The organism is Streptomyces spororaveus, assembly GCF_016755875.1.
GTDB classification, from domain to species: domain Bacteria; phylum Actinomycetota; class Actinomycetes; order Streptomycetales; family Streptomycetaceae; genus Streptomyces; species Streptomyces spororaveus.
Map to the genome: position 1 here is coordinate 2,731,955 of NZ_BNED01000005.1, position 14,428 is coordinate 2,746,382.

Consider the following 14,428-nt stretch of genomic DNA (forward strand, 5'->3'; position numbering starts at 1 on the left):
GGGTCCCTCACCCGGTCGGCCGCCCCCCGGTGGTGGCGCGGCAGTGACTGCCGCTTGCTGGACCAGGGGAGAGAGTGAGGGGTTCGTGAGTACCACGACCGATCGGCTCGACACGCCACGCGCGGCCGGGATGGCCGGAATCGCCTTCGCCCTGCTGCTCGGGGCGGCGATCGTCCTGATGCGGATCGCCGTCCCGTCGGGCAACGCCGTCGAAGGGCCCGTCGACCCGGACAAGCGCTGGGCGATCCAGGTGGCGCTGGAGATCGTGCCCTTCGCGGGCATCTTCTTCCTCTGGTTCATGGGCGCCCTGCGCGCCCATACGGGTTCCGCCGAGGACCGGTTCGTCGCCACCGTGTTCCTCGGCAGCGGATTCGTCTTCGTGGCCACCCTGTTCGCCTCCGCCGCGGCGGCGGGCACCGTGCTGGCCGAGGGCACGCCCTCCGATTTCGGCCGCCACTACGCGTACACCCTCCTCGCGACGTACGCCATGCGGATGGCGGCCGTCTTCGTCCTCGCGACCTCGACCATCGGGCGGATGCTCGGGGTCTTCCCGAGGCCACTGGCCCTGCTGGGCACCGTCGTCGGCCTGGTCCTGCTCGTGGCCGGGTCCGGAGTGCCGTGGTCCGAGCTGGTGTTCCCGGCCTGGGCGCTGATCGTCAGCGTGTACATCCTGCGTGTCCGGCGCGGTGCCGCCCGCCGGGCTCCGACCCCCACAAACCCACCCTGACCTGCGAATCCGTACCCCGGCAGGCGGCCTGTGGGTGCCGCGTGCATGCTGGTGGAAAGGGGAGGACCCGGGGGTTCCGGGGGGTGACGGGGATGGACGGCCAAGGAAAGGCAGAACCGTCATGAGGCTTGTCGTCGACCTCAACCGCTGCCAGGGATACGCCCAGTGCGCGTTCCTCGCTCCCGATGTCTTCGCCATGCACGGCGACGAGTCGCTGCTGTACAACCCGCAGGCGGATCCGGCACAGCGCGAGGACGTCCTGCGTGCCGTGGCCGCCTGCCCGGTGCAGGCGATCCTCCTGGAGATCACGGACGAGGACATGGCGAACATGGTGGCCCCGGGCGCCGTGGCCGGCGCCGGATCTCCTTCCGGAGGCGCACGGTGACCGGTGCGGGAACACACGACGGATCCCTGGAGCGCCTCAAGCGCGAGGGCCGCATCGTCGTCGTCGGCGCCTCTCTGGCCGGTCTCCGGGCCGCCGAGACCATGCGCGACAAGGGTTTCACCGGTTCGCTGACGATGATCGGCGACGAACCGTACGAGCCGTACGACCGGCCCCCGCTGTCCAAGCAGGTCCTGCTGGGCAACGCGGTCGCCGACCACACGGCGCTCCCCCGCCGCCGGGCGATCGACGCGGACTGGCGCCTGGGGGTCCCGGCCACGGGCCTGGACATGGGCGCCCGCCGGGTCAGGCTCGGCAACGGCGACGAGGTCGAGTACGACCGGCTGCTGATCGCCACCGGTGTGCGTGCCCGGCCCTGGCCCAATCCGGAGGAAGGCGCCCTGAAGGGCGTCTTCGTCCTGCGCACCCGGGACGACGGCGAAGGGCTGCAACGCGCCTTGGCCGCCGGCCCCCGCCGGGTGCTGGTCATCGGGGCCGGGTTCACCGGGTCCGAGATCGCCTCCGCCTGCCGCGAGCGCGGCCTGGACGTCACCGTCGCCGAACGGGGCGACGCGCCCCTGGTCGGTGCGCTGGGCGGAGTCATCGGCGCGGTGGCGGCCGAGATGCACCACGAGAACGGCGTCGACCTGCGCACCGGGGTCATGGTGACCTCGCTGGAGGGCGACCCCTCCGGCCGGGTCCGCGCCGCGCACCTCTCCGACGGGTCCACCGTGGAGGCGGACGTGGTGGTCGTGTCGCTGGGCGCTCAGCGCAACACCGAGTGGCTGGCGGGCTCCGGGCTGGGCGCGGGGCCGCGGGGCATCGCATGCGACGCGGGCTGCCGGGCCTTCGACGTCCGGGGCATCGTCACCGACGACATCTACGTGGCGGGTGACGTGGCACGTTCCCCGCACGCCCTGTTCGGCTACCAGTTCCTGTCGCTGGAGCACTGGGGCAACGCCGTCGCCCAGGCCGACACCGCCGCGCACAACATGCTCAGCGAGAGCGCCGACCGCCGCCCCCACCTGTGGGTTCCGGCGTTCTGGTCCTCCCAGTTCGGCGTGAACATCAAGTCGGTCGGGGTGCCGCCGATGGGGACCGAGATCCTCGTCACGCAGGGCTCGCTCGCCGAGCGCCGGTTCGCGGCCGTGTACGGGTACCAGGGGCGCATGATCGCCGCGGTCACCTTCGACAACTGCCGCTGGCTGCCGTTCTACGAGCAGCAGATCGAGTCCACCGCGCCGTTCCCGCCCCCGTTCTCCACCGTGGACCGCAGGCCGGAGGGGGCCAAGCCGCAGCCGGCCGACTTCCCCGACCCGTCGGTGCCCACCCACGGGCCGACCATCACGCTGAGCGGTTACTCGCCGGCGGACCGGAAGATGACCTTCACTCCCGGAAGATGACCTTCGTTCCCGCGCACCACCGGCCACGCCGTACCGCGCCCTCCCCGAGGATCACGAGGACCTGTCATGTCACAAGCCCTGCTGCGGGAGATCATCGACTACGCGAACCGCGCGAATCCGTACCCGCTGTACGAGGAGCTCCGCAAGACCCCGGTCTCCCATGACGGGGACGGCCCGTACGTCGTCAGCACGTACTACGAGATCCACAGCCTGCTGCACGACCCGCGGATCAGCTCCGACGCCAAGAACCTGAAGGCGACCGGGGACGATCTGCTGGGCGACCAGTCCGACGAGGAGGGCACGACCCTGCCCCCGTCGTTCCTCAAGCTCGACCCGCCCGACCACGACCGGCTGCGGCGGATGACGAACCGGCCGTTCGGGCCGCCGCACGCCCCCCACCGGGTCCACGACATGCGCGACGAACTCGGCGGTCTCGTCACCGGGCTCATCGACGGCATCCGGGAGACCGGGCAGCTGGACCGTATCGACCTGGTCGACCAGTTCGCCTACCCGTTCCCGGTCACGGTCATCTGCCGGCTGCTCGGCATCCCCCGTGAGGACGAGCCGCGCTTCCACGTGTGGGCGGAGACCCTGGCCGCCAGCCTGGACCCCGACCCGGACGCGGACCCCACGAAGCGCGGCAAGGGCTCGATGGACGCCCGGATGGAGCTGGGCATGTACCTGGCCGGGCTGATCGAGGAACGCCGCAAGAATCCCGGCGACGACATGCTGTCCCAGCTGGCCACGGCCGACGGCCCGGACGGCGCGATGACCACCATGGAGGCGCTGAGCACCTCCGCGCTGCTGCTGATCGCGGGCCACGAGACCACGGTCAACCTCATCACCAACGGGATGCTGACGCTGCTGCGCTTCCCGGACGTCCTCCAGCGGCTGCGCGAGGACCCGGACCTGGCCGTCCCGATCGTCGAGGAACTGCTGCGCTACGAGCCGCCCGTGCAGCTGCTGCCCCAGCGCACCACCCTCTCCGACGTCGAGGTCGCCGGAGTCACGATCCCCAAGGGCGCGTCCGTGTGGCTGATGCTGGCCTCCGGGAACCGCGACCCGAAGCGCTTCGAGGACCCGGACCGCTTCGACCCCGACCGCAAGGACATCCAGCACCTCGGCCTGGGCAGTGGGATCCACAGCTGCTTCGGGGCACCGCTGGCCCGCCAGGAGGCCCAGCTCGCGCTGAGCGAACTGGCCCGACGGCTGGAGAACCCTCGGCTGCTGGAGGACCCGCCGCAGTACCGCCAGAATTCGGTCCTGCGCGGCCCGCGCCACCTGCAGGTCGCCTGCGACGGCATCCGCGGCTAGGTCCTGCCCCTCGGGTCAGCGCCGTGCCGGGACGAGGATGGCGCGTCCTCAGGGAGTCTGCGGCGGAAGGACGACCACCTCGGCGGGGGTGAAGCCCACCTCGACCCGGTCCCCCACGGCCGGCGCCCCCGCCAGACCGCACTCCGCCTCCAGCAGCGGACCCGCCTCCGGCCGCAGCTGCAGTGCGACGTGCGTACCGCGGAAGGTGCGGGACACCACCTCGCACCGCAGGCCCGCCGCGCGGAGCACCACGCCGGCCGGCCGGATCAGCAGCCGCTGATCCCCCTCGGGGGATCCGGCCGGTACCGGGACCTTGCCCCACACGGTGGCGGCCCACGTGCCCGAGACCACGGCCGGGACCACGTTCTCGAAGCCGAGGAAGCGCGCCACGAACTCCGAGGCGGGCCGCTGCCACACCTCCAGCGGGGTCCCGGCCTGCTCGATCCGGCCGTCCCGCATCACCACCACCCGGTCGGCCAGGGCGAAGGCCTCGCCCTGGTCGTGCGTGACGGCCAGCACGGTCGTGCCCAGCCGGGAGAACAGCCCCCGCAGCTCCGCCACGAGCCGCTCCCGCAGCCCCCGGTCCAGCTGACCCAGCGGTTCGTCCAGCATCAGCAGCCGCGGCGACGGTGCCAGCGCCCGGGCCAGCGCCACCCGCTGCTGCTCCCCGCCGGACAGGGAGGCCACCGCCCGGCCCTGGGCCCCGGGGAGCCCGACCAGTTCCAGCAGTTGCGCGACCCGGTCCGCGGAGGAGGCCCGCCCGGCTCCCCTCATCCGCAGCCCGAACGAGACGTTGGATCCGACGTCGCGGTGCGGGAAGAGCTGGTGGTCCTGGAACATCAGGCCCACACCCCTCCGGTGCACTGGGACGCCCGCCTGGTCCGCCCCGCCCAGCAGCACCCGGCCGGCGGACACCCGCTGGAGTCCGGCGACGACCCGCAGCAGCGTGGACTTACCGCTTCCGCTCGGCCCCAGCACGCACACGACCTCGTGTTCGGCGACCGCCAGGTCCACGCCGTCCAGGGCGTACTGGGCCGTGCGCTCGCCGAAGCGGACCGACACCCCCGCCAGCTGAAGCAGTGTCATCAGAACTCTCCGGAGGTCTTGTCGGGTCGCAGTCGCTCCAGCAGCAGCAGGGACACCGCGCACACCAGCATCAGAATCGTGCTCAGGGCCATCGCCTGCCCGTAGTTCAGCTCTCCGGCCCGCCCCAGCAGCCGGGCCACGGCCACCGGGAGCGTCGGCCGGTCCGCCCGCGCGATGAACACGGTCGCGCCGAACTCCCCGAGCGACACCGCGAAAGCGAACCCGGCCGCGATCAGCAGCGCCCGCCGCACCAGCGGAAGGTCCACCTCCCGCCAGGCCCGCAGCGGCGACGCGCCGAGCACCGCGGCGGCCTCCCGCAGCCGCCCGTCCACCGCGCGCAGCACCGGCAGCATGGTCCGTACGACGAAGGGCACACCCACCAGGGCCTGCGCCAGCGGCACCAGGATCCACGAGGTCCGCAGGTCCAGCGGCGGCTCGTCCAGGGTGATGAGGAAGCCGAAGCCGACCGTCACCGCGGACACCCCGAGCGGGAGCATCAGCAGCGCGTCGAATCCGCGGACGAACCGGCCCCCGCGCCGGGTCAGCGCCGCGGCCGCGAGTCCTCCGACGGCCAGGGCGATCGCGGTGGCGGCGAGCGCGTACTGCAGGGAGTTCCAGATCGCCTCCAGCGGCGCCACGAGGAAGGTCCCGCCACCGGCGCCCGCGTCCTGCAGGGCCCGGTAGTAGCCGAGGCCGTAGCCGCCGGGGGTGTCGAAGGACCGTTCGACGAGCACGCCCAGCGGCAGCACGATCAGCAGGGCCACGGTCAGCAGCACCCCGCCCAGCAGGGTGCGCTGTCCCCAGCCCCGGGGCCGGTGCGTGGTGCGGCCCGGATCCACCAGCCGCAGCGCGGTCTCGCGCTTGCGCACGGTCCAGGCGTGCACGGCGAGGATCGCGCCGATCGCGGCGAACTGCACCATCGTCAGGACGGCCGCCGTCGGCAGGTCCAGGAGCTGCGCGGTCTGCCGGTAGACCTCCACCTCCAGGGTGGAGTACGAGGGTCCGCCCAGGATCAGCACGACGCCGAAGGAGCTGAAGGTGAACAGGAACACCATCAGCGAGGCGGCGGCCACCGCCGGGGCGAGCGCGGGCAGGGTCACGCGCCGCCAGGCGGTGAACCGTCCGGCGCCCAGCACCCGGGCGGCCTCCTCCTGACGCGGGTCCAGCTGGGCCCACAGCCCGCCGACCGTGCGGACGACGACGGCGTAGTTGAAGAAGACGTGGGCGAGCAGGATCGCCCAGACGGTGGTGTCGAGCCGGACGCCCACCAGTTCGTCCAGCAGACCGCCCCGTCCCAGCAGCGCGAGGAAGGCGGTGCCGACGACGACGGTCGGCAGCACGAAGGGAACGGTCACCACGGCGCGCAGCAGCTGCTTGCCCGGGAACTCGAAGCGCGCGAAGACATACGCGGCGGGGAGGGCGATCAGCAGGGTGAGCAGCGTGGAGGCGAACGCCTGCCAGGTGGTGAACCACAGCACGTCGGCGATGTCGGGCCGGGACAGCACCTCCGCGAACCGGCCGAACTGCCAGCCCTCGTCGGTCTTCAGGCCGCGCCCGACGATCGCCGCGACGGGATAGGCGAAGAACAGCCCGAAGAAGACGAGGGGGAGGGCCATCAGGGCGAGCCGCACGGCGGTGGCCCGCGCCCCCTCGCGGGGGCCGGAGGCCGGCGCGGCGCCCCCCGACGCCGCGCCCGGCTCCTTGGTGCCGCTTACTTCACGACGAGCGCGGTCCATGCCTTGACCCACTGCTCACGGTTCTTGGCGATGGTCTCGGGAGCCACGTTCTCGGGCTTCTCGACCACCACGCCGTGCTTGGTGAACAGCTCCGGCAGGGCGGCGTCCTTCGTCACGGGGTTCACGAACATCTGGAGCGGCATGTCCTCCTGGAACTTCTTGCTGACCAGGAAGTCCACCAGGGCCTTGCCGCCCTCCTCGTTCTTCGCGCCCTTGAGCAGGCCCGCGAACTCGATCTGACGGAAGCAGGTGCCGGTGGAGACGCCCGTGGGGGCCTCGGCCGGCTGGGGCTCGCCGTACAGAACCTCGACCGGCGGGCTGGAGGCGTAGGAGACGACCAGCGGGCGGTCGCCCTTGGCCTTCTTGCCGCCCGCGGAGCCGGAGAAGCGCTCGTTGTAGGCCTGCTCCCAGCCGTCGACGACCTCGACGCCGTTGGCCTTCAGCTTGCTCCAGTAGTCCTTCCAGCCGTCCTCGCCGTACTTGCCGACGGAGGCGAGCAGGAAGCCGAGGCCGGGCGAGGAGGTCGCGGCGTTCTCGGTGACCAGCAGGTTCTTGTACTCCGGCTTGATCAGGTCGTCCAGGGTCTGCGGCGGGGCGATCTTCTTCTCGGCGAAGTACGCCTTGTCGTAGTTGACGCAGATGTCGCCGGAGTCGATCGGGGTGACCCGGTGCTCCTTGTCGAGCACGTACTCGGGCTTCACGTCGGCGAGGCCCTTGGCCTCGTACGGCGTGAAGATGCCGTTGTCGAGGGCGCGCGAGAGAAGGGTGTTGTCCACACCGAAGAAGACGTCACCGCGGGGGGAGCCCTTGGTGAGGATCTCCTGGTTCAGGGCCGCGCCGGCGTCCCCGGACTTCAGCACCTTGACCGTGTAGCCGCTCTGCTGCTCGAACTCCTTGAGGACCGAATCGGTCACGTTGAAGGAGTCGTGGGAGACGAGCGTGACGGTCGTCGACTTCGGGGCGTCGCTCGCGCCCGCGGTCTTGTCCTTGCTCTCGTCGCCGCAGGCGCTGAGCGTGGTGACGCCCAGCGCGGCCGCGAGCGCGACGCCCGCGATCTTCTTGGTGGTGCTCATTGGTCAATTCCTCCTGGGATGTCCAGGAGAAGACGCGGCCCTGCCCGGCGCTCTGTGCGAGCGGACGCCGGGCAGGGCGCAACAGCAAGAGTGGTGACCGAACTTCCTACCCCGAATGACCGGGGCGAGGTTCAGAGGGTCTGCGGATGACGGATACCGCACTCTCAGCGCTGTGGCGCTCCCCTGTCGGAATATGAAATTGGTTCGGCCACAGGGTACCCCGTGGCCGAATAGCGTCGAACAGAAGCGGAATCTAGCGCTCCGAGGCAGCCAGCTGGCCGCACGCGCCGTCGATCTCCTGGCCCCGGGTGTCCCGCACGGTCACCGGCACGCCGTGGCGGGCGATGGCCTCCACGAAGGCCTTCTCGTCCTCGGGCCGCGAGGCGGTCCACTTGGAGCCCGGCGTCGGGTTCAGCGGGATCAGGTTGACGTGTACGCGCTTGCCCTTGAGCAGCTTGCCCAGGAGGTCACCACGCCAGGCCTGGTCGTTGATGTCGCGGATCAGCGCGTACTCGATCGAGATCCGGCGGCCGGACTTCTCGGCGTACTCCCAGGCGGCGCCGAGCACCTCGCGGACGTTCCAGCGGGTGTTGACCGGGACGAGGGTGTCGCGCAGCTCGTCGTCGGGCGCGTGCAGCGAGACGGCCAGACGGCACTTGAAGCCCTCGTCGGCGAACCGCAGCATGGCCGGGACCAGGCCGACGGTGGAGACGGTGATACCGCGCTGCGACAGGCCCAGGCCGTCGGGCTCGGGGTCGGTCAGGCGGCGGATGGCACCGACGACGCGGTTGTAGTTGGCGAGCGGCTCGCCCATGCCCATGAAGACGATGTTCGACAGGCGCGCCGGACCGCCCGGGACCTCGCCGTCGCGCAGCGCGCGCATGCCGTCGACGATCTGGTGCACGATCTCGGCGGTGGAGAGGTTGCGGTCCAGGCCCGCCTGGCCGGTGGCGCAGAACGGACAGTTCATGCCGCAGCCGGCCTGCGAGGAGATGCACATGGTGACCCGGTCGGGGTAGCGCATCAGCACGGACTCGACGAGCGTGCCGTCGTGCAGCTTCCACAGGGTCTTGCGGGTGGTGTCGTCGTCGCACGAGATGTGCCGGATGACGTTCATAAGGTCCGGCAGCAGCTCCTGCTGGAGCTTCTCCCGCGAGCCCGCCGGGATGTCGGTCCACTCGGCCGGGTCGTGCGCGTACCGCGCGAAGTAGTGCTGGGAGAGCTGCTTGGCCCGGAACGGCTTCTCGCCGATCGCGGCGACCGCCTCGCGGCGCTCGGCCGGGGTCATGTCGGCGAGGTGCCGGGGCGGCTTCTTGGCCCCGCGAGGGGCGACGAAGGTGAGCTCTCCCGGAACGGGGCGGGCCATGGCAGGTACTCCTTGTAAGACGAAAGGCGCGCCGCAGAAGCAGCGCGCCCTCCAAGAGTAACCGCCCGGCGTCCTGCGACGCCTTTTCGCAGGTCAGCCGGTACCGACAAAGGCCGCCAGCAGCAGCCAGACCACGGGGGCCGTCGGAAGCAGGGAGTCCAGCCGGTCCATGATGCCGCCGTGTCCCGGCAGCAGGGTGCCCATGTCCTTGATCCCGAGGTCCCGCTTGATCATCGACTCGCCCAGGTCACCCAGGGTGGCGCTGACCGCGACCACGAGGCCCAGCAGGAGGCCCTGCCACCACGAGCCGCCTTCGATGAGGAACTCCATGCACAGCGCGCCGGCCGCCATCGCGAAGGCCACCGCACCGAACAGGCCCTCGCGGGTCTTGCCGGGGCTGATGCGCGGCGCCAGCTTGGTCTTGCCGAAGCGCCAGCCGACCGCGTACGCCCCGGTGTCGCTGACCACGGTCAGGAGCAGGAAGGTGATCACGCGCTCGGGGCCGTCGTCGGCGGTGAGCAGCATGGCGACGAAGGTGGCCAGGAAGGGCACGTAGAACGCCGCGAACGCGCCCGCCGTGACGTCCTTGAGGTAGTCCTCGGGCGGTTCGGTCATCCGCCACACCAGGACCGCCAGCACGGTCAGGGCCATGGCGACCCAGGCGCCCTCGGCCCCCCGGACGTATCCGGCGATGACCATGGCGGCGCCGCCGACCGCGAGCGGGACCAGCGGGGCCTTGATGCCCTTCTGCTCCTGCAGACGGGAGGTGAGCTCCCACAGGCCGACGACGACCGCGACGACGATGACGCCGACGAAGACGGCCTTGACGATCAGCAGCGAGGCGAAGATCACCGCGCCGAGACCCACGCCCACCCCTATGGCAGCCCGCAGGTCCCGGCCCGCGCGCTTCTTCGGCGGCGGGGGCGAGGCGTCCTGCGGCTGCTGGGCATGCGGAGGCGGGGGGCTGGGCATGGGCTCCTGCGGCGGCGTATCGGCGCGGAAGAGGGGGCCGCCGTCGGCGGCGACCCCCCGATCGCGTGCTTCCCGGTCGTCGAAGTCACGGCCGGCGGCATCGGGCACGATGGGCATGGGCCGAGTGTGCGGGCCCACCTGCGCATCGTATGCGGGACCCGCCGGAACCGGCTCCGGCTGCCAGGAAGTGTCGTTCATCAGACTTCGAGGAGCTCGGCTTCCTTGTGCTTCAGGAGCTCGTCCACCTGCGCGACGTACTTCGCGGTGGTGTCGTCGAGCTCCTTCTCCGCGCGGCGCACCTCGTCCTCGCCGGCCTCCTTGTCCTTGACCAGCTTGTCAAGGGCGTCCTTGGCCTTGCGGCGGACGGCGCGGAGCGAGATCTTCGAGTCCTCGGCCTTGGTGCGCGCGACCTTGATGTACTCCTTGCGGCGGTCCTGCGTCAGCTCGGGGAAGGTCACCCGGATGATGCTGCCGTCGTTGCTCGGGTTGACACCGAGGTCGGAGTCGCGGATGGCCTGCTCGATGTTGCGCAGGGCGCTCTTGTCGAACGGGGTCACGATCGCCATGCGCGGCTCGGGCACCGAGAAGGAGGCGAGCTGGTTGATGGGCGTGATGGCGCCGTAGTACTCCGCCACGATCTTGTTGAACATCGCCGGGTGCGCACGGCCGGTGCGAATCGCGGCGAAGTCTTCCTTGGCGACGACGACGGCCTTTTCCATCTTCTCCTCGGCCTCGAGGAGGATCTCTTCGGTCACCACGTGCTCCTGCATGTCAGATTTGGATGGTTCAGGCGGGCGGGCGTGGCCGGCGAGCCGGCCTGCGGCTCGCTCGGTGCGGCAGCGGACTGCTCAGGCCCGGGTTTCCTGGTCGCTCACGAGCGTGCCGATCTTCTCACCCTTGACGGCGCGGGCGATATTGCCCTCGGCGAGGAGTTCGAAAACGAGGATCGGCAGCTTGTTGTCGCGGCAGAGCGTGATCGCGGTGGCGTCGGCGACCTTGAGGTCGCGGGAGAGGACCTCGCTGTACTCCAGCGCGTCGAACTTCACCGCGTCCGGGTTCTTCTTCGGGTCCGAGTCGTAGACCCCGTCGACGCCGTTCTTGCCCATGAGCAGGGCCTCGGCGTCGATCTCCAGGGCGCGCTGGGCGGCCGTGGTGTCGGTGGAGAAGTAGGGCATGCCCATGCCGGCGCCGAAGATGACGACGCGGCCCTTCTCCAGGTGCCGCACGGCACGCAGCGGGATGTACGGTTCCGCGACCTGGCCCATGGTGATGGCGGTCTGCACGCGGGAGTCGATGCCCTCCTTCTCCAGGAAGTCCTGGAGCGCGAGGCAGTTCATGACGGTACCGAGCATGCCCATGTAGTCGGACCGGGCCCGGTCCATGCCGCGCTGCTGGAGTTCGGCGCCGCGGAAGAAGTTGCCGCCGCCGATCACGACGGCGATCTCCGCGCCGTCGCGGACCACCGCGGCGATCTCACGCGCGATGGCGTGGACGACGTCGGGGTCGACGCCCAGTCCTCCGCCACCGGAGAAGGCCTCGCCCGACAGCTTCAGCATGAAGCGGCGGCCCTTCTTGTCCTGGTCGCTCTTGTCGTCGGATGCGGTGTGGGGGTCCACGCCCTGATTCATGGAGATCTCCTCGTGCACATACGAAGAAGGCCATTGCCGGTGGGTCCTTGCGGTTCCCTCTACGGCAATGGCCTCCTCGTCAGATCTGCGGTCGTCTCGCGCGAACGCGGACGACTGCCTCAGACCCTACCGGGGTCCGGTGTCCGTCGCGTACGGACGGACTCAGATGCCGACCTTGATGCGGGTGAAGCGCTTCAGGGTGACACCGGCCTCGTCCAGGACCTTCTGGACGGACTTCTTGTTGTCCAGGGCGTAGGCCTGGCCGAGCAGCGTGGCGTCCTTGAAGAAGCCGTTGACGCGACCCTCGACGATCTTCGCGATGGCAGCCTCGGGCTTGCCCTCCGCGCGGGTGACCTCTTCGGCGATGCGACGCTCGGACTCGACCTTCTCGGCCGGGACGTCCTCGGCGGACAGCCACTGCGGGGCGAACGCGGCGATGTGCTGCGCGACGCCGCGGGCGACCTCGGCGTTCTCCTTGTCGAGCTCGACCAGGACGCCGATCTGGAACGGCAGGTCGGGCATCGTGCGGTGCATGTACGCGGTCACGTAGCCGCCGGTGAACTGCGCGAAGCGGTCCAGGACGATCTTCTCGCCGAGGTTGGCGTTGGCCTCGTCGACGAAGGCGGTGACGGTCTGACCGGGCTTGATCTCGGACGCGAGCAGCGCCTCGAGGTCGGCCGGGGAGGTGGCGGCGACGTGCGCGGCCAGCTCGTTGGCGACGGCCAGGAACTTCTCGCCCTTGGCGACGAAGTCCGTCTCGCACTTCAGCTCGACGATGACACCGGAGGTGTTGTCGTCGGCGATGAGGGAGACGACCGCACCGTTCTCGGCAGAACGGCCCTCGCGCTTGGCGACGCCCTTCTGGCCCTTGATGCGGAGCGCTTCCTGGGCCTTGTCGACGTCACCGTCGGCGTCCACGAGCGCGTTCTTGCAGTCCAGCATGCCGGCGCCGGTGAGCTCGCGGAGCTTCTTGACGTCAGCGGCGGTGTAGTTCGCCATGAGTCTGTGATTCTCTCTCGAAGTCGTAGATCTACGGGTGAACGGCGGAGGCGCCGCGCTCGTGGCGCGGCTCCCCCGCCGTCATCGTCCGTGCTGTGAGTGCCCGGCGCGTGAACGCCGGGCGCTCTCAGTGGGTCAGGCCTGCTCGGCGTCGGCGGCCGGGGCCTCGACAGCCTCGGCGGCCGGGGCCTCGACGACAGCCTCGGCAGCCGGGGCAGCCTCGGTCTCGTCGGCCTTCTTCTCGCCCTCGAGCAGGTCGCGCTCCCACTCGGCGAGCGGCTCGGCGGCGGCCTTCTCGCCCGGCTTCGAGTCACCGGTCGCAGCGCCGGAGCGGGCGATGAGGCCCTCGGCGACGGCGTCGGCGATCACGCGGGTGAGCAGGGTGACGGAACGGATCGCGTCGTCGTTGCCCGGGATCTTGTAGTCGACCTCGTCGGGGTCGCAGTTGGTGTCGAGGATCGCGACGACCGGGATGTGCAGCTTGCGCGCCTCACCGACGGCGATGTGCTCCTTCTTGGTGTCGACGATCCAGACGGCGCTGGGAACCTTCGACATCTCGCGGATACCACCGAGGGTCTTCTCCAGCTTGGTCTTCTCGCGGGAGAGGACCAGGAGCTCCTTCTTGGTGAGACCCGAGGCGGCGACGTCCTCGAAGTCGATCGCCTCAAGCTCCTTCAGACGCTGAAGGCGCTTGTAGACGGTGGAGAAGTTGGTGAGCATGCCACCCAGCCACCGCTGGTTGACGTACGGCATACCAACGCGCGTCGCCTGCTCGGCGATGGCCTCCTGGGCCTGCTTCTTGGTACCGACGAACATGATGGAGCCACCGTGCGCGACGGTCTCCTTCACGAACTCGTAGGCGCGGTCGATGTACGACAGCGACTGCAGCAGGTCGATGATGTAGATGCCGTTGCGCTCCGTGAAGATGAAGCGCTTCATCTTCGGGTTCCAACGGCGGGTCTGGTGACCGAAGTGGACGCCGCTTTCCAGCAGCTCCCGCATCGTGACGACGGCCATGGCCATCTCCTTGGTTTCTCGGTTTGGTTCCTGACGCCCCACCGCGCCCTGCCCCGATGAAGGGACCGAGAGACGCTGTCACCTGGCTGTTCCAGCCTGGCGCCGGGGCGTGCGAAGTCGACCCGGTGACCCGGATCGCCACAAGAAGTGTACGGGACCCGGCGGTATGCCGGGTGACGCCGTTGTCCACAGTGCCCCGGCCGTCCACAGGCCCGGGCGCCGGTCCGGGAGGGCGCGGGACGCTGGGGTCCATGACGACCTTGCTGCTCAGCCTGCTCCTGGCCCTGGCCCAGGCGGCCCTTCCCGGGGTCCGCCCGCTGCCCGCTCCGCTGTCGGTGGCCCGCTGGTGGGACCCGCCGCCCACCCCCTACGCGGCCGGTCACCGCGGGGTGGACCTGTCGGCGCCGGTGGGCGCGGAGGTCCGGGCGGTCGCGGCGGGCCGGGTCCATTTCGGGGGGCCCGTCGCCGGCCGCGGGGTGCTCTCGCTGGCCCTGCCGAACGGGCTGCGCACCACCTACGAGCCGGTCCGGCCCCTGGTCACGGAGGGCGAGCAGGTCACGGCGGGCCAGGTGGTGGCGGTTCTGACGGAGGGCTCGCACTGCCCCGCGCCGTGTCTGCACTGGGGTCTCCTGGCGGGCGAGGTGTACCTCAACCCGCTCACCCTGCTCCCGCGCCCGGCGCCCCGGCTCCTGCCGGAGGGCCCCCACCCGGGCTACGGCTGAGGC

Annotated in this window: 14 protein-coding genes; 5 read left to right on the plus strand and 9 right to left on the minus strand. The window is 70.7% G+C overall.

All coding sequences use genetic code 11. The features are described from left to right. Positions 1–85: 85 nt before the first annotated feature. The 4 genes from Sspor_RS14350 (at position 86) to Sspor_RS14365 (ending at position 3,826) form a co-directional block, all read left to right on the plus strand. On the plus strand, positions 86–727 hold the full coding sequence (locus tag Sspor_RS14350; protein ID WP_237403865.1) for a hypothetical protein: 642 nt from the start codon (positions 86–88) through the stop codon (positions 725–727). A gap of 121 nt (positions 728–848) precedes the next feature. Beyond that, positions 849–1,112, plus strand: a complete 264-nt coding sequence (locus Sspor_RS14355) for a ferredoxin (RefSeq protein ID WP_202199501.1) — start codon at positions 849–851, stop codon at positions 1,110–1,112. Beyond that, complete coding sequence (locus Sspor_RS14360; RefSeq protein ID WP_237403866.1) at positions 1,109–2,512, plus strand: NAD(P)/FAD-dependent oxidoreductase; 1,404 nt, start codon at positions 1,109–1,111, stop codon at positions 2,510–2,512. Before Sspor_RS14355 ends, Sspor_RS14360 begins: the two co-directional genes overlap by 4 nt. 66 nt (positions 2,513–2,578) lie before the next feature. After that, positions 2,579–3,826, plus strand: coding sequence for a cytochrome P450 (locus Sspor_RS14365; RefSeq protein ID WP_202199502.1), 1,248 nt, complete (start codon positions 2,579–2,581; stop codon positions 3,824–3,826). 48 nt (positions 3,827–3,874) lie between these two features. Here the strand turns inward: Sspor_RS14365 and Sspor_RS14370 are convergent, their stop codons facing one another. From Sspor_RS14370 to rpsB, 9 genes are all read right to left on the minus strand, one after another. Beyond that, complete coding sequence (locus Sspor_RS14370) at positions 3,875–4,912, minus strand: ABC transporter ATP-binding protein (protein ID WP_202199503.1); 1,038 nt, start codon at positions 4,910–4,912, stop codon at positions 3,875–3,877. Beyond that, entirely contained in the window at positions 4,912–6,528 is a 1,617-nt protein-coding gene (locus Sspor_RS14375) for an ABC transporter permease (protein WP_202203659.1), read from the minus strand. Before Sspor_RS14375 ends, Sspor_RS14370 begins: the two co-directional genes overlap by 1 nt. Positions 6,529–6,623: 95 nt before the next feature. Beyond that, entirely contained in the window at positions 6,624–7,721 is a 1,098-nt protein-coding gene (locus tag Sspor_RS14380) for a thiamine ABC transporter substrate-binding protein (protein ID WP_202199504.1), read from the minus strand. A 253-nt stretch (positions 7,722–7,974) separates the two neighbouring features. After that, on the minus strand, positions 7,975–9,087 hold the full coding sequence (rlmN, locus tag Sspor_RS14385) for a dual-specificity RNA methyltransferase RlmN (protein WP_073911009.1): 1,113 nt from the start codon (positions 9,085–9,087) through the stop codon (positions 7,975–7,977). 93 nt (positions 9,088–9,180) lie between these two features. After that, positions 9,181–10,257, minus strand: a complete 1,077-nt coding sequence (locus Sspor_RS14390) for a phosphatidate cytidylyltransferase (RefSeq protein ID WP_202199505.1) — start codon at positions 10,255–10,257, stop codon at positions 9,181–9,183. After that, a complete protein-coding gene (frr, locus tag Sspor_RS14395) occupies positions 10,257–10,814 on the minus strand; it encodes a ribosome recycling factor (RefSeq protein WP_030016386.1) in 558 nt (185 codons plus the stop codon). Before frr ends, Sspor_RS14390 begins: the two co-directional genes overlap by 1 nt. Before the next feature lie 93 nt (positions 10,815–10,907). Then, entirely contained in the window at positions 10,908–11,687 is a 780-nt protein-coding gene (pyrH, locus tag Sspor_RS14400; protein WP_030016384.1) for a UMP kinase, read from the minus strand. Positions 11,688–11,849: 162 nt separating this feature from the next. Continuing rightward, positions 11,850–12,686, minus strand: a complete 837-nt coding sequence (gene tsf, locus Sspor_RS14405; RefSeq protein WP_202199506.1) for a translation elongation factor Ts — start codon at positions 12,684–12,686, stop codon at positions 11,850–11,852. A gap of 135 nt (positions 12,687–12,821) precedes the next feature. After that, entirely contained in the window at positions 12,822–13,703 is an 882-nt protein-coding gene (rpsB, locus tag Sspor_RS14410) for a 30S ribosomal protein S2 (protein WP_202199507.1), read from the minus strand. Positions 13,704–13,954: 251 nt separating this feature from the next. Here rpsB and Sspor_RS14415 point away from each other — a divergent pair, with 251 nt between their 5' ends. After that, positions 13,955–14,425, plus strand: a complete 471-nt coding sequence (locus Sspor_RS14415) for a M23 family metallopeptidase (RefSeq protein ID WP_202199508.1) — start codon at positions 13,955–13,957, stop codon at positions 14,423–14,425. Positions 14,426–14,428: the final 3 nt, after the last annotated feature.

Excerpts from the sequence above, each read along its gene's own strand:
- Sspor_RS14380 (WP_202199504.1), bottom strand. The coding sequence starts at position 7,721 with ATGAGCACCACCAAGAAGATCGCGGGCGTCGCGCTCGCGGCCGCGCTG.
- pyrH (WP_030016384.1), bottom strand. The coding sequence starts at position 11,687 with ATGAATCAGGGCGTGGACCCCCACACCGCATCCGACGACAAGAGCGAC.
- Sspor_RS14390 (WP_202199505.1), bottom strand. The coding sequence starts at position 10,257 with ATGAACGACACTTCCTGGCAGCCGGAGCCGGTTCCGGCGGGTCCCGCA.
- Sspor_RS14415 (WP_202199508.1), top strand. The coding sequence starts at position 13,955 with ATGACGACCTTGCTGCTCAGCCTGCTCCTGGCCCTGGCCCAGGCGGCC.
- Sspor_RS14370 (WP_202199503.1), bottom strand. The coding sequence starts at position 4,912 with ATGACACTGCTTCAGCTGGCGGGGGTGTCGGTCCGCTTCGGCGAGCGC.
- Sspor_RS14365 (WP_202199502.1), top strand. The coding sequence starts at position 2,579 with ATGTCACAAGCCCTGCTGCGGGAGATCATCGACTACGCGAACCGCGCG.
- rlmN (WP_073911009.1), bottom strand. The coding sequence starts at position 9,087 with ATGGCCCGCCCCGTTCCGGGAGAGCTCACCTTCGTCGCCCCTCGCGGG.
- Sspor_RS14355 (WP_202199501.1), top strand. The coding sequence starts at position 849 with ATGAGGCTTGTCGTCGACCTCAACCGCTGCCAGGGATACGCCCAGTGC.
- Sspor_RS14375 (WP_202203659.1), bottom strand. The coding sequence starts at position 6,528 with ATGGCCCTCCCCCTCGTCTTCTTCGGGCTGTTCTTCGCCTATCCCGTC.
- rpsB (WP_202199507.1), bottom strand. The coding sequence starts at position 13,703 with ATGGCCGTCGTCACGATGCGGGAGCTGCTGGAAAGCGGCGTCCACTTC.
- tsf (WP_202199506.1), bottom strand. The coding sequence starts at position 12,686 with ATGGCGAACTACACCGCCGCTGACGTCAAGAAGCTCCGCGAGCTCACC.